The 18,533-nt window shown below is 74.0% G+C and carries 15 protein-coding genes; 8 read left to right on the top strand and 7 right to left on the bottom strand.

Translation table 11 applies throughout. From position 1 onward, the window contains the following. Nucleotides 1-20: 20 nt before the first annotated feature. The 3 genes from AC07D6_RS20645 to AC07D6_RS20635 form a co-directional block, all read right to left on the bottom strand. Nucleotides 21-1,808, bottom strand: coding sequence for an ABC transporter ATP-binding protein (locus tag AC07D6_RS20645; protein WP_479046348.1), 1,788 nt, complete (start codon nucleotides 1,806-1,808; stop codon nucleotides 21-23). Beyond that, nucleotides 1,805-3,604, bottom strand: a complete 1,800-nt coding sequence (locus tag AC07D6_RS20640) for an ABC transporter transmembrane domain-containing protein (protein ID WP_479046346.1) — start codon at nucleotides 3,602-3,604, stop codon at nucleotides 1,805-1,807. The genes AC07D6_RS20645 and AC07D6_RS20640 overlap by 4 nt, the downstream gene beginning before the upstream one ends. A gap of 498 nt (nucleotides 3,605-4,102) precedes the next feature. Further along, nucleotides 4,103-4,552 (bottom strand): MarR family winged helix-turn-helix transcriptional regulator, encoded by a 450-nt coding sequence (locus AC07D6_RS20635; protein WP_315879464.1) that lies wholly within the window; start codon nucleotides 4,550-4,552, stop codon nucleotides 4,103-4,105. Nucleotides 4,553-4,671: 119 nt separating this feature from the next. Between AC07D6_RS20635 and AC07D6_RS20630 the strand changes: the two genes are divergently transcribed. Then, on the top strand, nucleotides 4,672-6,561 hold the full coding sequence (locus AC07D6_RS20630; protein ID WP_315879465.1) for an ABC transporter ATP-binding protein: 1,890 nt from the start codon (nucleotides 4,672-4,674) through the stop codon (nucleotides 6,559-6,561). Nucleotides 6,562-6,820: 259 nt separating this feature from the next. Beyond that, on the top strand, nucleotides 6,821-7,684 hold the full coding sequence (gene mltG / locus AC07D6_RS20625; protein ID WP_315879466.1) for an endolytic transglycosylase MltG: 864 nt from the start codon (nucleotides 6,821-6,823) through the stop codon (nucleotides 7,682-7,684). A 13-nt stretch (nucleotides 7,685-7,697) separates the two neighbouring features. On the opposite strand, the gene AC07D6_RS20620 is transcribed toward mltG, so the two are convergent. Then, nucleotides 7,698-8,798 carry an NAD(P)-binding domain-containing protein gene (locus tag AC07D6_RS20620; RefSeq protein WP_479046342.1) on the bottom strand — a complete coding sequence of 367 codons (1,101 nt, stop codon included), beginning with the start codon at nucleotides 8,796-8,798 and terminating at the stop codon, nucleotides 7,698-7,700. A gap of 63 nt (nucleotides 8,799-8,861) precedes the next feature. Here AC07D6_RS20620 and AC07D6_RS20615 point away from each other — a divergent pair, with 63 nt between their 5' ends. Next, on the top strand, nucleotides 8,862-9,284 hold the full coding sequence (locus AC07D6_RS20615) for a secondary thiamine-phosphate synthase enzyme YjbQ (RefSeq protein WP_315879468.1): 423 nt from the start codon (nucleotides 8,862-8,864) through the stop codon (nucleotides 9,282-9,284). A 488-nt stretch (nucleotides 9,285-9,772) separates the two neighbouring features. Here the strand turns inward: AC07D6_RS20615 and AC07D6_RS20610 are convergent, their stop codons facing one another. Together AC07D6_RS20610 and AC07D6_RS20605 are read right to left on the bottom strand one after the other, a co-directional pair. After that, nucleotides 9,773-10,471 carry an HAD family hydrolase gene (locus tag AC07D6_RS20610; RefSeq protein WP_479046339.1) on the bottom strand — a complete coding sequence of 233 codons (699 nt, stop codon included), beginning with the start codon at nucleotides 10,469-10,471 and terminating at the stop codon, nucleotides 9,773-9,775. Beyond that, nucleotides 10,468-10,983: an Lrp/AsnC family transcriptional regulator gene (locus AC07D6_RS20605; protein WP_479046337.1), complete on the bottom strand. Its 516-nt coding sequence runs from the start codon at nucleotides 10,981-10,983 to the stop codon at nucleotides 10,468-10,470. Before AC07D6_RS20605 ends, AC07D6_RS20610 begins: the two co-directional genes overlap by 4 nt. Nucleotides 10,984-11,327: 344 nt before the next feature. On the opposite strand from AC07D6_RS20605, the gene AC07D6_RS20600 reads away from it, so the two are divergent. The 4 genes from AC07D6_RS20600 (at nucleotide 11,328) to AC07D6_RS20585 (ending at nucleotide 16,468) form a co-directional block, all read left to right on the top strand. After that, nucleotides 11,328-13,355, top strand: a complete 2,028-nt coding sequence (locus tag AC07D6_RS20600) for a ligand-binding sensor domain-containing protein (RefSeq protein ID WP_315879471.1) — start codon at nucleotides 11,328-11,330, stop codon at nucleotides 13,353-13,355. 100 nt (nucleotides 13,356-13,455) lie between these two features. Beyond that, the gene (locus AC07D6_RS20595; RefSeq protein WP_479046335.1) at nucleotides 13,456-14,712 is read left to right on the top strand and encodes an ABC transporter substrate-binding protein; all 1,257 of its coding nucleotides are present in this window, start codon (nucleotides 13,456-13,458) and stop codon (nucleotides 14,710-14,712) included. Between the two features lie 50 nt (nucleotides 14,713-14,762). After that, a complete protein-coding gene (locus AC07D6_RS20590; RefSeq protein WP_315879473.1) occupies nucleotides 14,763-15,665 on the top strand; it encodes a carbohydrate ABC transporter permease in 903 nt (300 codons plus the stop codon). Further along, entirely contained in the window at nucleotides 15,665-16,468 is an 804-nt protein-coding gene (locus AC07D6_RS20585; protein WP_479046332.1) for a carbohydrate ABC transporter permease, read from the top strand. The genes AC07D6_RS20590 and AC07D6_RS20585 overlap by 1 nt, the downstream gene beginning before the upstream one ends. Before the next feature lie 3 nt (nucleotides 16,469-16,471). On the opposite strand, the gene AC07D6_RS20580 is transcribed toward AC07D6_RS20585, so the two are convergent. Then, complete coding sequence (locus AC07D6_RS20580; RefSeq protein ID WP_479046330.1) at nucleotides 16,472-17,458, bottom strand: LLM class flavin-dependent oxidoreductase; 987 nt, start codon at nucleotides 17,456-17,458, stop codon at nucleotides 16,472-16,474. A gap of 88 nt (nucleotides 17,459-17,546) precedes the next feature. Here AC07D6_RS20580 and AC07D6_RS20575 point away from each other — a divergent pair, with 88 nt between their 5' ends. After that, complete coding sequence (locus AC07D6_RS20575) at nucleotides 17,547-18,524, top strand: dihydrodipicolinate synthase family protein (protein WP_479046328.1); 978 nt, start codon at nucleotides 17,547-17,549, stop codon at nucleotides 18,522-18,524. Nucleotides 18,525-18,533: the final 9 nt, after the last annotated feature.

The following is an 18,533-nucleotide window of genomic DNA, read 5'->3' as shown; positions in this document are numbered from 1 at the left end:
CGGCCGGGCCCCGCGCGCCGTCACGGCCGCCCGTGCCAGGACCTCCACAGCGCCGCGTACGCCCCGTCCGCCGCGACCAGCGCGTCGTGGCTGCCCAGCTCGCCGATCCGGCCGTCCTCGACCACCGCGATCAGGTCCGCGTCGTGCGCCGTGTGCAGCCGGTGCGCGATCGCCACCACCGTACGGCCCTCCAGCACCCGGGCCAGGGACCGCTCCAGACGGCGGGCCGCCCGGGGGTCGAGCAGCGACGTCGCCTCGTCCAGCACGAGCGTGTGCGGGTCCGCGAGCACCAGCCGGGCCAGCGCCACCTGCTGGGCCCGCGCCGGGGTGAGCCCCCGGCCGCCGGAGCCGACCTCCGTGTCCAGGCCGTCGGCCAGCGCCCGCGCCCAGCCGTCGGCGCCCACCGCGCGCAGCGCCTCCCACAGCTCCCCGTCGTCCGCGCCGGACCGCGCCAGCAGCAGGTTGTCCCGCAGCGTCCCGACGAACACGTGGTGCTCCTGGTTGACCAGCGCCACGTGCTCGCGGACCCGTTCGGCCGGCATCCGCGCCAGTTCCGCCGAACCCAGCGTCACCCGGCCGGAGCCCGGCGCGTAGATCCCGGCCAGCAGCCGGCCCAGCGTCGACTTGCCCGCGCCGGACGGGCCGACCAGCGCCAGCCGCGTCCCCGGCGGCACCTCCAGCGACACCCGGTGCAGCACGTCGACGCCCTCGCGGTACCCGAAGCGCACCTCGTCCGCGCGCAGGTCCCGCCCGTCCGGCCGCACCGAACCGTCCCCGGCGTCCGGTTCGATCTCCCGGACGCCGACGAGCCGGGCCAGCGACACCTGCGCGACCTGCAGCTCGTCGTACCAGCGCAGGATGATCCCGACCGGGTCCACCAGCATCTGCGCGAGCAGCGCGCCCGTGGTCAACTGGCCCACGTCCAGCCAGCCCCGCAGCACGAACACCCCGCCGATCAGCAGCACCGACGCGAGAACCGTGATGTGGGTGAGGCTGACCACCGGGAAGAGCACCGACCGCAGGGAGAGCGTGTACCGCTCCCAGCCGATCCACTGCCCGATCCGCCGGTCCGAGAGCGCGACCCGCCGCGCCCCCAGCCGGTGCGCCTCCACCGTGCGGCCCGCGTCGACCGTCTCGGCCAGCGCGGCGGCCACCGCCGCGTACCCGGCGGCCTCGGAGCGGTACGCGGCGGGCGCCCGCCGGAAGTACCAGCGGCAGCCGGCGACCAGCAGCGGCGCCGCCACCAGCGCCGCGAGCGCCAGGGGAGGCGCGGTCACCGCGAGCCCGCCCAGCAGCAGGGCCGCCCAGACCACGCCGATGGCCAACTGCGGCACGGCCTGCCGCATCGCCTCGGCCAGCCGGTCGACGTCGGTGGTGATCCGGGACAGCAGGTCACCGGTCCCGGCCCGCTCCAGCACACCGGGCGGCAGCCGCACCGACCGGACGAGGAAGTCCTCGCGCAGATCGGCCAGCATCTCCTCGCCGAGCATCGCCCCGCGCAGCCGCATCAGCCACACGAACAGCGTCTGCGCGGCGAGCGCGGCGGCGAACAGCAGCAGCGTCCCCTCCAGGCGGATCCCGCCCGCCCCGGCCGAGATCCGCTCCACCAGCGACCCGAGCAGATACGGGCCGACCATCGACGCGACGACCGCGACGGCGTTGACGGCCACCAGGACCGCGAACGCCGTACGGTGCCGGCGCAGCAGCTCCCGTACGTACCCGCGGACCGTGTCGGGGCCCGCCACGGGCAGCGTCGTCGCGGACTGCGGGGCCGCCGGGTCGTACGGCGGCGGTGCCAGGCCGATCATGCGGTCTCCTCGATGTCGACGAGGTCCGGGGTGCGGAGGTCCGCGGCCCCGGCGGGTTCCGCGCCGCGGGAGACGACCGCCCGGTACCGCGGCTCGGCGCGCAGCAGCTCCCGGTGGGTGCCCGCGGCGACCGCCCGGCCGCCGTGCACCAGCACCACCCGGTCGGCCAGGTCCAGCAGCAGCGGCGACGAGGCCAGCACGACCGTCGTGCGCCCCTCGCGCAGCCGCCGCACGCCCTCGGCGATCCGCGCCTCGGTGTGCGAGTCCACCGCCGACGTCGGCTCGTCCAGGACCAGCACTTCCGGGTCGGCCACCAGCGACCGGGCCAGGGCGAGCCGCTGGCGCTGGCCGCCCGACAGGGACCGGCCCCGCTCGGTGATCCTCGTGTCCATGGGGTCGCCGCCCGGCTCGGGCGACGCCTGCGCCAGCGCGTCCAGCACGTCCCCGCACCGCGCCGCCTCCAGCGCCTCGCCGGCGTCGACCGCGCCGGACGACGGCACGTCCAGCAGCTCCCGCAGCGTCCCGGAGAGCAGCACCGGCTCCTTGTCCTGGACCAGCACCGCCGTACGGGCCGCCTCCAGGGGCAGCCCGTCCAGCGGGACGCCGCCCAGCAGGACCGGCACGTGCTCCCCGCCGGGCTCCGCCGGATGCCCGCCCAACCGCTCGGCGAGCCGCCCCGCCGCGTCCGGGTCGCCGCACACGACGGCGGTGAACCGCCCGGCCGGGGCCAGCACCCCGCTCGCCGGGTCGTACAGGTCCCCGCCCTCCGGCACGGACCGCGCGGCGCCCGCCCCCGGCGCGGTACGGGACAGCGCCAGCACCCGCGCGGCGCGCCGGGCCGAGGGCCGCGAGAACGAGTAGGCCATCGCGATCTCCTCGAACTGGCGCAGCGGGTACTGGGTCAGCAGTACCGCGCCGTACACGGTGACCAGGTCGCCGACCGCGATCCGGCCCTCCAGCGCCAGTCGCGCCCCGTACACGACGACCCCGGTCAGCAGCAGCCCCGGCAGCACCACCTGGACGGCCGCGATCAGCGCCCACGAGCGGGCGCTGCGGACGGCGGCCCGCCGCACCTCCTGCGACACGGCGCGGTAGCGGCCGAGGAACAGCTCCTCGCCGCCGATGCCGCGCAGCACCCGCAGCCCCGCCACGGTGTCCGTGGCCAGCTCCGTCGCCCGGCCGGCCCTCTCCCGCTGCTCGTCCGCCCGCCGGGTCGCGCGGGGCAGCAGCGGCAGCGGCGCGAGCGCCAGCACCGGCACGGCCAACGCGACGACGACGCCCAGCTCCGGCTCGTACAGGACGAGGCCCACGCAGACGGCGGCCAGCGTCGCCGCCGCGGCGGCGAACCGGGACAGCGCCTCCACGAACCAGCTGATCTTCTCCACGTCCCCGGTGGAGACGGCGACGACCTCGCCCGCGGCGACCCGCCGGGTGAGCGCCGAACCGAGTTCGGCGGCCTTGCGGGCGAGCAGTTGCTGCACCCGCGTCGCCGCGCCGATCCAGTTGGCGACGGCCGTCCGGTGCAGCATCAGGTCGCCGAGGGTGAGGGCCCCGCCGAACAGGGCGATCAGCCCGCCGGCGAGGGCGAGCCGGCCGCCCGAGCCGTCGACGACGGCCTGGACGGCGAAACCGACGCCCAGCGGCAGTCCGACGATGCCCAGGTTCATCAGGAGGCCCCAGCCGAGCGAGGCCAGTTGGCCGCCGAGCCGGCGCGTGAGCAGCCAGAGCAGGAAGCGGGAACCCGAACGGACGTCGGGTTCCCCGGGGTCGCTGTACGGAAGGTGACGGAGCTGCATGACGTCCCAGGCGGTTCGGCGGTCGGATTGCGGAGCGGGAGAGGGGCCGGGGCCAACACGGCGACGGCGATGCGAAGACGTGTCAGGTTGACCCCGGGGCCCCGCCCGGGGCAATCGGTTTTCCCGCGGGCGCGCACGGAACAGGCCGATGGCCCGTCCTCGTCCCGGCCTTCGACGCCGGGCCCGTTCCCGTGCTCCACCCCCTGCTCGTGGGGCGGCGCGGGGCACGGGCGTGATCACCGGTTCGGCGCCCGCCGCCGGTGTGCCGTCCGGCGGGTCACCGGCCGCCGCGGCGGCCGGACGGGCCGGGGGCCCGGCGGAGCCTGAAAGCGGTCGGCGCGACCCGGTGACCCGCGACCCGGTTATACGCGACCTGGTGACCGCCGCACTCCGTCCCCCCGGCCGGAGGGTGCGCCCTCTTGATCTGGGATCAGCGGTCGGCCCGATCCTCCCCGTGGCGCACGGCCCCTCGCCGGCGCGCGCGGGGCGCGCGGCGGCTCAGCGGCGCTGCTCCGGCACTCCGTCGACCAGAGCGGACAGCAGACCCCCGAGCACCTCGCGCTGCTCGGCGGTCAACGGGGCCAGGACGTCCTCCGCGGCGGCCCGACGCGCGCTCCTCAGCAGCCTCAGCGTGGCGCGACCCTCGTCGGTGAGCTCGATCCGGATGACGCGGCGGTTGGCCGGGTCGGGGACGCGGCGCACCCGGCCGCTCGCCTCCAGCCCGTCGACGAGGCTGGTCACCGCCCGGGGGACGACCTCCAGCCGCTCGGCGAGGTCGGCCATGCGGGGCGGCCGCTCGTAGTGCGCGACCGTGCGCAGGAGGCGCGACTGCGCGGGCGTGATGCTGAGGTCCGCGGCCGCCAACTCCCGCTGCTGGCTGCGGTGGAGGCGGCGGGTCAGCCGCAGCAACTGCTCGGCGAGCAGGCCGTCGGCGTCGGATGCGTTCATGGTCGAAGGGTATCAGGACCATGCTCATTGTGAGGATAGGTAACAATGAGGTACGCTCTGCGTCGCAGGACCGTGCCCCGCCCCCGCGGGGCGCGCGACCGACCGGCCGGAAGGAGCCCATGCGTATCCACGCCGAGTCCACCTGGACTCCGCCACCCCCCGATCCGGACCAGCCCCCGGCGCAGATCGGGCGCATCCTGCGCCTCTTCCGCCCCTACCGCGGACGACTCGCCTTCGTCGGCCTGCTCGTCGGCGCCTCCTCCCTGGTCGGGGTCGCCTCGCCGTTCCTCCTGCGCGAGATCCTCGACACGGCCATCCCGCAGGGGCGCACGGGGCTGCTCAGCCTGCTCGCGCTCGGCATGATCCTCACCGCGGTGGTGACCAGCGTCTTCGGCGTCCTGCAGACGCTGATCTCGACCACGGTCGGACAGCGCGTCATGCACGACCTGCGCACGGCGGTCTACGCGCAGCTCCAGCGCATGCCGCTCGCCTTCTTCACCAGGACGCGCACGGGCGAGGTCCAGTCGCGCATCGCCAACGACATCGGCGGCATGCAGGCCACGGTGACGTCGACGGCCACCTCGCTCGTCTCCAACCTGACGGCCGTCGTCGCGACGGTCGTGGCGATGCTCGCGCTCGACTGGCGGCTCACGGTCGTCTCGCTCCTCCTCCTGCCCGTCTTCGTGTGGATCAGCCGCCGGGTCGGCAGGGAGCGCAAGGCGATCACCACGCAGCGGCAGAAGCAGATGGCCGCCATGGCGGCGACGGTCACCGAGTCCCTGTCCGTCAGCGGCGTCCTGCTGGGGCGCACCATGGGCCGCGCCGACTCGCTGACCCGGTCCTTCGCCGCCGAGTCCGAGCGCCTGGTCGACCTGGAGGTCCGCGCCTCCATGGCCGGGCGGTGGCGGATGGCGTCCGTCAGCATCGTCATGGCCGCCATGCCGGCGCTGCTCTACTGGGCGGCCGGGCTCGCGCTCCAGGCGGGCGGACCGGCGATCTCCATCGGCACGCTCGTCGCCTTCGTCTCCCTCCAGCAGGGCCTGTTCCGCCCCGCCGTCAGCCTGCTCTCCACGGGCGTGCAGATCCAGACCTCGCTCGCCCTCTTCCAGCGGATCTTCGAGTACCTCGACCTGCCGGTGGACATCACCGAGCCCGAGCGGCCCGTGCGCCTGGAGAGGATCCGCGGCGAAGTCCGGTTCGAGGACGTCGACTTCCGCTACGACGAGGAGGACGAGAAGAGCGGCCCCACGCTCGACGGCATCGACATCGTCGTACCGGCGGGCAGCCGCCTCGCCGTCGTCGGCGCCACCGGCTCCGGCAAGTCCACGCTCAGCTACCTGGTGCCCCGCCTCTACGACGTGACCGGAGGCCGGGTCACGCTCGACGGCGTCGACGTCCGCGACCTCGACTTCGACAGCCTCGCCCGCGCGGTGGGGGTCGTCTCCCAGGAGACGTACCTGTTCCACGCGTCGGTCGCCGACAACCTCCGTTTCGCCCGGCCCGACGCCACCGACGCCGAGATCGAGGCCGCCGCCAAGGCCGCCCAGATCCACGACCACATCGCCTCGCTGCCCGACGGGTACGACACGCTGGTCGGCGAGCGCGGCTACCGCTTCTCCGGCGGCGAGAAGCAGCGCCTCGCCATCGCCCGGACCATCCTGCGCGACCCGCCCGTGCTCATCCTCGACGAGGCGACCAGCGCCCTCGACACCCGGACCGAGCAGGCCGTCCAGCAGGCGATCGACGACCTGTCCGCCGGCCGGACGACCATCACCATCGCCCACCGGCTCTCCACCGTCCGCGACGCCGACCAGATCGTCGTCCTGGACGCCGGCCGCATCGTCGAGCGCGGCACCCACGCCGAACTGCTCGCCAGGGGCGGCCGGTACGCGGCCCTGGTCCAGGGTGACGCGCGGATGGACGCGGAAGCGCCGCCGCTCCCGTGGGATGGGGGAGCGGCGGCGCCGGACGGAGCGAGCGTCAGACCAGCCAGCCCACGAAGTGGATGACACCGGCGAGCAGGTGGGTGATGAGGTCCATGAGGTGAGTCTCCTTGTGCGTCGTACAGATGTGGGACTACGCAATCGCGGTCTGCAGCCCGTCCCTTGCGCACCGTAAGCATCCTGCGCCACGGAGGAGCGGGGCGACGAAAACCGGTACGACCACACGTTCTGACGAACACCCGATCCCGCGTTCGTTTGTTCTGTCATACGTGTCGTTATGTCTTATATGCGGAATTTCTTAAAGTCTGAGGGTTAGCGTGCCCGTATGAGGCACGAGTCACAGAGGACGTCCCACCGCAGGCGCCCCAGGCCCCGACTGACCCGCCGCGGCCGCGTGGTCCTGATCACCGGCGTGCTCGCCCTCGTCGCGACGGCCACCCTGGTGCCGCTCCTCCTCTTCCGGGAACCCCCCGCGCCGCGGAAGCCGCCGCAGAAGACCCGGACGCTGCTCATCCCGGAGGGCTGGCGCGCCGGCCAGGTCTACGAAGCCGTGGACGAGGCCCTGCGCGTGCCGCCCGGCACCACCCGCGCCGAGGCCGCCACCGCCGGGCTCGGCCTGCCGGCCGCCGCGCGCGGCAACCCCGAGGGCTTCCTGTTCCCGGCGACGTACCCGTTCGACGGCACGACCACGCCGCGGAGCCTGCTCCGGTACATGATCACCACGGCGGGGGAGCGGTTCGGGAAGGCGAAGGTCACCCAGGGCGCCCGGCGCAACGGCATCAGCCTCTACGAGACGGTCACCATCGCCAGCATCGTCCAGGCCGAGGCGGACACGGAGGACGACATGGGCAAGGTGGCCCGCGTCATCCACAACCGGCTCGCCCGCGGCATGCCCCTCCAGATGGACTCGACGCTCAACTACGCCCTCGACCGCTCCACCCTCGACACCTCCCACGCCGACACCCGCATCGAGAGCCCGTACAACACCTACGCCACCGCCGGGCTGCCGCCGACGCCGATCGGCAACCCCGGTGAGCAGGCCGTGCGCGCCGCGATCGACCCGCCGCCCGGCGACTGGCTGTACTTCGTCACCGTCAAACCCGGCGACACGCGCTTCACCGCCGACTACGACGAACAGCTGGCGAACGTCGAGGAGTTCAACGAGAACCGCCGCAACGCCACCCCCTGACCGAAGACGGGGCTCAGGCCGGCACCGGCTCGCGCTCCAGGAGCCGCCGCACGTCGCGTACGGCGGCCCGCCCGGCCCGGTTGGCGCCGACGGTCGACGCGGACGGCCCGTACCCGACGAGGTGGATCCGCCCGTCGCGCACGGCGCGGGTGCCGTCCACCCGTATGCCGCCGCCCGGCTCGCGCAGCCGCAGCGGCGCCAGGTGGTCGATCGCCGCCCGGAAACCGGTCGCCCAGAGGATCACGTCCGCCTCCACGAACCGCCCCCCGTCGCCCGCCGCGCCCGGGTCCCACACGACGCCGGTCGGGGTGATCCGGTCGAACACCGGCAGCCGGTCCAGGACGCCGCGCGCCCGCGCCTCCCGGACCGCGTCGTTCAACGGCAGCCCCGTCACGCTCACCACGCTGCGCGGCGGCAGGCCCCGGCGCACCCGCTCCTCCACGAGGGCGACCGCCGCCCGCCCCTCGGCCTCGCCGAAAGGCCCCTCACGGAACACCGGCTCGCGCCGCGTCACCCACGTCGTCCCCGCCGCCACGTCGGCGATCTCCATCAGGTGCTGCGTACCGGAGGCCCCGCCGCCGACCACGACCACCCGCCGCCCGGCGAACGGCCCGGGCCCCGGGTAGTCGGCCGTGTGGAGCTGCCGCCCCCGGAACGTCTCCTGTCCCGGGTAGCGCGGCCAGAACGGCCGGTCCCAGGTGCCCGTCGCGTTGATCAGCGCCCGCGCCGCGTACACCCCCTCGGACGTCTCGACGCGCAGCCGGCCGCCGTCCCCCTCCCGCACCGCCGTCACGTCGACGGGCCGGTGCACCCGCAGGTCGAACGCCTCCTCGTACCGGGCGAAGTACCCGCCGATCACCTCGGCGGACGGACGGCTCGCGTCCGCCCCGGTCAGCTCCATCCCGGGCAGCGCGTGCATCCCGTGCACCTTGCCGTACGTCAGTGACGGCCACCGGAACTGCCAGGCCCCGCCCGGCCCCGGAGCGTGGTCCAGCACGACGAAGTCCCGGTCCGGCACGTACCCGGCGCGCCGCAGGTGGTACGCCGCGGACAGCCCGGCCTGCCCGGCGCCCACGACGACCACGGCCACGTCCCGCACCTCGAAATCGTTCACGATTCCACCAACCACCCGGGCGCGGCGGATCTTCCCGGCCCGCCGAGCCGGCACCATGGAGACATGAGCGACGCATTCACCACCCGCACGCTGAGCATCACCACCGGACACCGCGAGACCGTCCACGACCTGACGGAGGCGTGCGCCGCCTTCCTCGACGAGGTCGCGGCCGGCCGCGACGGCCTGCTGAACGTCTTCACCCCCCACGCCACGACCGGCGTCGCCCTCATGGAGACGGGCTCCGGCAGCGACGACGACCTGCTGGCCGCCCTGCACGCCCTCCTCCCCGCCGACGACCGCTGGCAGCACCGCCACGGCACCCCCGGCCACGGCCGCGACCACGTCCTCCCGGCCCTGGTCCCGCCCCACGCGACGCTCCCGGTCGTCGCCGGCCGTCTGGCCCTGGGCACCTGGCAGTCGGTGTGCCTGGTCGACACGAACAAGGACAACCCGGACCGCACGGTCCGCCTCAGCTTCCTGGGGTAGCCCGCGCTTCGCGGCCCCGTCTCGCTGGTGACGGCGCGCCTTCGGCGTGCCCGTGCCGGACACCCGCCGCCGCACCGCTCCGACCCGAGCGGGTGCGGACCCCGGGCCGGAGCGGATCGCCCCCCTGCGCGCGCACGAAACCCGCGTGACCGGGCAGACCGCCGAGCCACCCCTCCGCCTGGACCCGGTCCGGCACGAGGACGCCGTGTACGAGGACCCGACGGCCACCGCCGCCGCTCCCGGACGCGGCGCCCCGGCGCCGTGGACACGGCCCGCCGCGGCCCGGGGCGGGGCACGGCCTCCCGAGCGACGGCGCGGACGGGCCCGGGGTGACGGGGGACCGGGCGGCGGCGCGGACGGGGCCGGGGCGGCGGCGCGGACGGGACGGGGCCGGGAGGAGCGGACCCCGGGATGGTGGCGCGGATCCCGGGCCGGGGGGAGCAGGCCCCGGACCAGGGGTACGGACCCCGGGCCAGGGGTGCGGGCCCCTATCCCCCCTGCCGCGCGCCCCACGCGCCCGGGCGCCGCCGGACGAAGTCGTACGCCTCCGACGCGCGGAACGCGCTCTGGCCGCCCCGGAACAGCAGGCCCGCCCGCTGGAACGCCGGGGCGTCGGCCGTCGCCGGGACGTACGGCACGGCGACGCAGCGCATGCCCGCCGCGTGGGCCGCCTCCGCGCCCGGCGGGGCGTCCTCCACGACGACGCAGTCGGCCGGGTCGGCGCCCAGCCGGCGGGCCGCCTCCAGGAACACGTCCGGCTCCGGCTTGCCGTGCGGGACCTCCTCGGCCGAGACCACCGCCCGGAAGTACCCGGCCAGGCCCGTACCGGCGAGGACCGCCTCGATCGCCGCCCGGGAGGAGCCCGACGCCACCGCCGTCGGCACCCCGTCGGCGTGCAGCCGCTCCACGAACAGCCGCATCTCGGGGAAGACCGCGGTCCCCGCCCGGGCCAGCTCCAGGTAGTGCCGGTTCTTGCCGGCGAGCAGCTCCTCCAGCGGCGCGTCGATGCCGTACTCGGCCTTGAGGGCCTCCAGCGTCTCGCGCGTCCCGATGCCGATGAAGTCGGTGTGCCGCTCCCAGTCGAAGCCGGTGACGCCGTAGCCCGCGAGGAGCCTGCGGCCGGCCTCGTAGTAGTTCGGCTCGCTGTCGACGAGCGTGCCGTCGAGGTCGAAGACGACGGCGGTCACCGCTCCTCGCCCCCGCCCGCCCGGGGCGTCCGCGACGCGGCCCGAGACTGCCTTCCCACGGCCTCCACCAGCGGCAGCAGCCGGAACGGCACCCGTTCGCGCAGCGCCACCTCGGTCCGCGTCCGCACGACCCCGGGCAGTTGGATGAGCTGTTGGATGACGTCCTCCAAGTGGGCGTTGTCCCGGGCCACCACCCGGGTCAGGAGGTCCCCGCCGCCCGTGATCGAGAACGCCTCGACGATCTCCGGTACGGCGGCCAGCGCGTCGCCCACCTCGTCGAGGTGCCCCTGGGTCACCTCGACGTGGACGAAGGCGAGCACCGGGTGGCCCAGCGCGGCGGGGGAGAGGAACGGGCCCGTCCCGGTGATCACGCCGTCCCGCTCCAGCCGGTCCAGCCGCGCCTGGAGCGTGCCGCGGGCGATCTTGAGGATCCGCGCGTACTCCCGCACGCTCGTGCGGGGCTGCTCGATCAGCAGCCGGAGGATCCGGGTGTCCAGTTCGTCTATCGGCATGGTCCTTCGCCCCCTTCGTGGCCGGGCGGTCCGTATCGCGACTGTACCAATGGCACCGTGTCCGCCGTCCGGGTCCGGCCGGCGGTCCGATGGGCTCCATATGGGGGAGGGCCGTTTCTGCCCGACTGGCCGAGGAGTTGGCCCAAAATCGCCGGAACCCCGGCCCGAAAGCGGCCGCACACCCCGTGACCACGGTGTCGCCCCTCCGGCTGACGCGCCGGAGGGGCCCGTGTGTCGGACCGGAGCGCCGCGGCGGCGACGAGTACCGTTGACGGCCCATGAGCTGCGGCGTATCACTTTCGGCTAGTGCCGTAACTCTCTTCCTCCAGGGAGGTGTTCCGTCTGTGGCGACGCGACGCGCGTTCCTCGCCGGCTCGACCGCGGTCTTCTCCGCGACCCTCCTGCCCCCCTCTCCCGAAGCACACGCCGAATCCGGGAGCCAGCTCATGCGTGAACCCGAGTTCATCGGAGTCCCCCTCGCCGACGTCCTGCTGCTCGGGGGCACCGTCGCCCCGGGCCCGTCCGGGAAGCAGGCCCTGTGGAACGCGTCGACGGGCAAGCCCGCCCGTCTCAACGCCGTGGATCCCACCACCGGTGACCTGCTGGTCAGCGCGCCGCTGACGGGGGGTGACGGAGCCTGGTCCGTCACCGCGGCCCCCAGCGGCGTGTACGCGGGCACCTACGGAAACGCGCACCTGTACCGCTGGACGCCGGGTTCCGGCGACGTCGCCGAGGACCTGGGCCTCCCGGTGGCCGGCCAGACGTTCATCTGGAGCCTCGCCGCCGACTCCGAGGGCAGGGTGTGGGGCGGTACGTTCCCCGGCGGCAGGGTCTTCCGCTTCGACCCGGCCACCCGCTCCTTCACCGACTTCGGCCAGGCCGTCCCCGGCCAGACGTACGTGCGCAGCATCGCCTGCTCCGGCGGCAAGGTCTACACCGGCTCCTACGCGGCCGCCCACATCGCCGAACTCGACCCGGCCACCGGCGTCTTCACCGAGCTGCCCACCCCGCCCGGGCTCGGTAGCATCACGGGCAAGCAGGTCTACGACCTCAACGCGTACGACAACCGGCTGTACGCCCGGATCGGCTCCGACGCCCCCAGCCCGCTGTTCGTCTTCGACCTCGCCACCCGCACGTGGTCGGACCCCATCCCCGACGCCCACGGCCTGAGCGTCTCCCCGCCGGACGAGAACGGCGGGGTGTACTTCGTGCAACGGGGCGAGCTGCGCCGCTACGACCCGGCCACGGGGCAGATCACCGGCACCGGCCTGATCCTCGACGGCAAGGTGCAGAACGTGCGCGCGCTCGGCTGGGCCGAACTGGGCCTGCCCGACTACCCGGGCCGGAGCGTCGTCGGCACCCTGTGGCGCGGCGACATGTTCCGGTACAACCCGACCACGGGCGCGCACGCCGTCCTGGGGACGAAGATCCGCAGGGAGCCGATCGACATCCAGGCCATCGCGGCCGGCGGCCGGCGCACCCTGTACGTGGGGGGCTTCCTCAACGGCGGCCTGTCGTCCCTCAACACCTCGACGGGCGCGGTGTCCTTCCACCGCTTCGGCCAGATCGAGGCGATCCTGCGCGACTCCGAGGGCACGGTCTGGATCGGCCAGTACCCCGACGCCCGGCTGTTCCGCTACCGGCCGGACCAGGAGTGGAACAGCCCCGAGTACTCCCCGGGGGGCCCGCCCGGCACCCCGGCCAACCCCGAGGTCGTCCTCACCCTGAAGCCCCAGCTCCAGGCGCGGGCCCGCGCCCTGGCCGAGGTCGACGGGAAGATCGCGGTCGGCACGGTCCCGGAGGGCAACCGCCTGGGCGGCGGCCTGGCCCTGTACGACAAGGACACCGGCGAGTGGACGTTCGTCCGCCACGTCGTGCAGGACATGTCCGTCGTCGCCCTCGCCGCCGACGACGGCGTGGTCTACGGCGGCGCGTCGATCTTCGGCGGCCTCAGCACCACCCCGACCACCCGGAAGACCGGCGCCGCCTTCGCCTGGGACGTCGAGCGCGGCGAGAAGCTGTGGGAGCTGGAGCTCGTCGAGGGGATAGGAGCCGTCAGCGCGATCGAGGTCTTCGGCGGGGTGGTGTGGGCCCTCTCCGGGCACACGCTCTTCGCCATCGACCCGGAGAGCGCACAGGTCCTCCGGCGCCTGAAGCTCGGCACCCGGAGCAACGACGGCGCGATCGCGGTCAGCCGCCAGAAGCTGTACGTCTCCGTCGACGGCGCGCTGATCTTCCGGATCGACCCGCTCTTCCCCGACCGCGACCCGCGCCTCCTGGTCAACTTCCCGCACCGGCGGCTCGCCGCCCACGAGGGGTGGCTGTACTTCAGCCGCGGCCCGGAGCTCTACAAGGTCGACGTGCGACGCTGAAGCCGCGCCCATTGACAGCCGTTTTCTGCCCGGTTACTTTCGGCCCCGACCGAAAGTGACCGGGCACGCGTATCCTTCTCAGGCCTTGCGGAGGCCCTCCATGACGACAGGCTCCAAGCGCGCCATCACCCCCCTCGCCCTCCTCGCCGCGGCCTCCCTGCTGGCCGGCTGCGGCGGCGACGGCGGGGCCGGAACGAACGACGTCACCGTCTGGATGTACCCCGTCATCGCGGACCCCGAGGCCAACTCCGCCTACTGGGCGCAGATCGAGAAGGACTTCGAGAAGGCCCACCCCGGCACCACGGTCACCGTCGAGCAGCAGCCCTGGGAGAACCGCGACGAGAAGCTCGCCACCGCCTTCGGCAGCGGCAAGGGCCCCGACGTGGTGCTGCTCAACCCGGACCAGGTGCCGCAGTACCTCGCCAGCGGCGCCATCGGCCCCGTCGACAAGGCGGTCGAGGGGGTCAAGGACAAGTTCCTCCCCAACGCCCTGACGGCCCTCACCCACGACGGCAAGCTGTACGCGGTGCCGATCTACCACACCGTCACCACGACGCTGTACAACAAGAAGCTCCTCGACCGGGCCGGCATCACCGAGCCGCCCGCCACCTGGGACGAGGTCAAGGCCGCCGCCCCCAAGCTGAAGAAGGCCGGCGTCGCCACCCTCGACTACTCGGCGAGCAACGAGGCGACCCTCAACCTGAACTTCTACCCGCTCCTGTGGCAGGCCGGCGGCAAGGTGTTCTCCGAGGACGGCAAGAAGGCCGCCTTCAACGGGCCCGAGGGCGTCGCCGCCCTCACCTTCCTCACCGACCTCTACAAGGCGGGCGCCGTCCCCCGGACGGCCCTCACCAACACCAACATCTTCGCCGACCACCCCATGGGCAAGCAGCAGGTCGCCATGGGCTTCTCCAGCACGCTCGCCGACGCCGACCTGGCCCGCAAGGCGTGGGGCGCCGAGAACGTCGTCGTCGGCAAGCCGCTCGGCGACGTCAAGCAGGTCGCCTTCGGAGTCCCCGGCGGCCTGGGCCTCAACGCCGACTCCCGCAACACCGCGGGCGCCGAGAAGTTCCTCGCCTTCATGGCGGAGCCGGCCCGCATCCAGAGCCTCGGCAAGGCGAGCGGCTTCCTCTCCCCGCGCACCGACGTGACGGTGCCCAGCGACGCCCCGTACGCCAAGCGGTTCCAGGAAGCGCTGCCGTTCGCCTACCCCGGTGAACCCAGCCCCGTCGCCCGCCAGCTCATGTCCCTGATCGCCCCCGAGATCCAGGCCGCGCTCACCGGGCGCAAGAGCCCCAAGGAGGCCCTGGACGCGGCTGCCGCCCGGGCCGACGACCTGCTGGCACGGCAGCGTTGACGGCGGGCACGGCCGGCGAGCGGACCGCCCCGACCCCCGAACCCGTCCCCGTGCCCGGCCCACCCCTCCCGGCGGACCGCCCGACCCGGCCCGCCCGCCGCCGTGAAGCGCGCGCCGGGCTGCTGTTCGTCGCGCCGATGCTGCTGCTGTTCGCGGTCTTCCGGTTCGGCCCCACGATCGGCGCCGCGTTCCTGTCGCTCACTGACTACCGGCTCAGCGGCGACTGGCGGTTCATCGGCGCCGAGAACTACGCGCGGCTCCTCCAGGACGACCTCTTCTGGTCCAGCCTCGGCGTCACCGCCCTGTACACCCTGTTCTTCGTGCCGCTGACGGTCGGCCTCTCCCTCGGCACGGCCCTGCTGCTGCACCGCGCGGTCTGGCTCCGCGGCTTCTTCCGCGGCGTGTTCTTCCTGCCGTACGTCACCAGCATCGTGCTCGCCGCCGTCATCTGGAAGTGGATCTACGACGTCGAGGACGGCCTGCTCAACGCGGCGCTCGGCGTGCTCTCCCTCGGCCCCGTCGACTTCCTCGGCGACGAGCGCCTCGTCCTGCCCTCCATCGCGGCCACGTCCGCCTGGAAGGGCTTCGGCTACTCGATGCTGATCCTCCTCGCCGGACTCCAGTCCATCCCGCGCGAGGTCACCGAGGCCGCCGTCATCGACGGCGCCACCGGCTGGCGGCGGCTGCGCTGGGTCACGCTGCCGCTGCTGCGCCCCGTGCTGTTCTTCGTCCTCGTCATCGAGGCGATCGGGGCGTTCCAGGTGTTCGACGCGATGTACGTGATGACGGCCGGCGGACCCGTGCGCGCCAGCTACTCGCTCGTGTACCTCCTGTACGACACCGGCTTCAAGTTCTTCGACTTCGGCTACGCGAGCGCGCTGGGGCTGGTCCTCTTCCTGGTGGTCCTGGTGTTCTCCCTGATCCAGCGCCGGCTGATCGGACGGGACGAGTGATGGCGAGACTGCGGCTGCCGGTTCTGCTGTTCCTGGTGGCGCTGGTGACCCTGGCGCCCTTCGTGGTGATGGTGCTGGTCGCGTTCGCGCCGCCGGGCGGGAAGACCCTGCCGGGCGCCTTCGACCTGACGCGGGCCACGTGGGAGAACTTCTCCGCCGTCCTGTCCGGCGCCGACATCACCCGCTGGGCCACCAACTCCCTGGTGTACTCGCTCGTGTCGGTCGTGCTGATCCTGCTGTTCTCGTCCATGGCCGGGTACGCCTTCGCCAAGAAGCGGTTCCCGGGGCGCGAGGTGCTGTTCTGGTCGTTCCTGGCGACGCTGATGGTGCCGTTCCAGGCGACGCTCATCCCGTACTTCGTCCTCGTCTCGCGGCTCGGCGGCGTGGACACGTACTGGGGCCTGATCGTGCCCACGCTCGCCAACTCGCAGGCCGTCTTCCTGATGCGGCAGTTCATCGCACAGCTTCCCGACGAGCTGTTCGAGGCCGCGAAGATCGACGGGGCGTCCGAGTGGCGGATCTACACCACCGTCGTCGTCCCGCTCATCACCCCGGTCCTGGCGACCCTCGGCGTCTTCGTCTTCCTGTGGCACTGGAACGACTTCCTGTGGCCGCTGGTCATCGGCCAGTCCTCCGAGATGCGCACCCTCACCGTCGGCCTGGCCACGCTGGAGGGGGAGAACGTGCCCGTCAACCAGATCATGGCCGGGGCGACCATCACGGTCCTGCCCTGCCTGCTGGTCTTCGGCCTCCTCCAGCGCTACCTGACGGACTCCATCGCGACGACCGGCCTCAAGGCCTGACCGTCACGCGGCCCGCAGCCCCGGCAGGACGTCCGTGCCGAACGCCTCGATGGCGCGCAGCGCGTCCGCCTGCGGCATCCCGGGCGGCTGGACGCGCAGGACGACCCCGTCCGCGCCCATCGCCGCGTAACGGCCGAGCCGGTCGGCGCACTCCCCGGGCGAGCCGATCACCGACCGGGCGGCGATGTCGTCCCACTCCTGCGCGTACCGCGCCGCGTCCGCCGAGGTGCGCTTCCAGTCGCCGTACGCGTCGTACAGCCCGCGCAGCGGCTCCTCCAGGGCGGCCCGCGCCGCCTGCGTGGTGGGCGCGCAGTAGCCCTCGCGGCAGACGATGACCTCCGCGCCCAGGCTGGCGGCGCCCCGCGGGTACGCCAGATACTCGGCGATCTTGCCGGGGAGGTCCGCGTCCAGCTCGTTGAACGACGTCGTCCAACCGTCGCACATCCGCGCCGTCCGCTCCAGCGCGGCGGACACCCGCCCGCCGTTCCAGATCCGGGGGCGCGGGCTCTGCACCGGGCGGGGCGACAGGAACGCCCCGTCCAGGGAGGTGAACCGGCCCCGGTGGGTGACCTCGTCCTCGGTCCACAGCCGCGTCACCAGCTCCAGACACTCCTCGAACCGCGGCACCCGCTCGCGCGGCTCCGCGCCGTACAGCGCGAACTCCTCCGGCCGGTAGCCGAGGACGAAGCCGGCCGTCAGCCGGCCGCCGGACAGCACGTCGATGTGGGCGAGGGTCTCCGCGAGCCACACCGGGTGGTACACGGGGGCGATCAGCCCGGCCGTGGCGAGGCCGATCCGCTCGGTGTGCGCCGCGAGGTACGCCAGCGACGTGACGGCCTCGTGGTAGCCGGGGCGGTGCAGGTGCCGCTCGCCGAGCACCACCCACGCGAAGCCCGCCTGTTCCGCCAGCCGCGCCTGTTCCACCGCGTCGGCGAGCCGCGGCCGGTCGGCCTTGTCGGCGTACAGGTTGACGTAGAGGCCGAGGCGCATGGCACCGCTTCCTTCCTTTACGGTCCGGGCCGCAAAGGCTAGCGTGAACGGGCACCGTGGCGACAGACCGTCAGACAGGGGGCCGCCCATGTCCACTCCCGAGGAACTCGCCGGACGGCTGCGCGGCACCGTCCTGCCCGCCGTGCTCACTCCCATGGACGCGTCCGGGGCCGTCGCCCTGCCGGCCCTGCGCCGTTACGCCGAACGGATCGCCGCCGAACGGATCGGCGGCGTCGCCGTGTGGGCGCACACGGGTCGGGGGCTGTACCTGACGGCGGCCGACCGGCGGCGGGTGCTGGCGCTGTGGCGGGAGACCGTGGACGTGCCGGTCGTCGCCGGGGCGGGCGTGCCGCGCGCGCTGCGGGGCGCCTCCCTGGAGGACGCCGAGGACGCCGCGGTCTCGATGGCGGCGGAGGCGGCCGAACTGGGCGCCGACGCCGTGATGGTGTACCCGATGGCCCGCCACCACGGGCTGACCGACGCGGTGGAGCGCGCCGTACGGCTCCACGAGCGGGTGGCGGAGGCGAGCGGGCTGCCCGTGCTCGGCTTCTTCCTCCACGCGGAGGCGGGCGGCTACCCGTACTCCCCCGAGCTGGTCCGGCGGCTGCTGGACCTGCCGTCGGCGGCCGGGATCAAGATCGCCACGCTGGACCGGGCGGTGGACTGCCAGGACGCCATCCGGGCGGCGGAACGGGGCCGCGCGCTGGTCGTGACCGGCGAGGACCGCATGTTCGGCCCGTCGCTGATGTGGGGGGCCGACACGGCGCTGGTCGGCATCGCCGCCGCCCGGGCGGGCCTGACCACCGCCGTGCTGGACGCGTGGACGACCGGGGACGCCGCCGGGTTCCTCCGGGCCTCGGGGCGGCTGGACCGGTTCGCCGAGGCCACGTTCCACGCGCCCATCGAGGGCTACGTGCAGCGGATGCTGTGGGCCGCCGTGTGGGAGGGCGCCATCCCGGAGGAGGCCGCCTTCGACCCGTACGGGCCGCCGCCGTCGGACGCCGAGCGGCGCGCCGTCGTCACCTGCCTGGAACGGCTGGCGAAGGAGGACGACACCGCCGCCTGACCCCGGCGC

The organism is Streptomyces sp. NPDC045287 (assembly GCF_056432325.1).
Note: the sequence above shows the minus strand (reverse complement) of the source record. Positions and strands in the feature narration are given on the sequence as shown.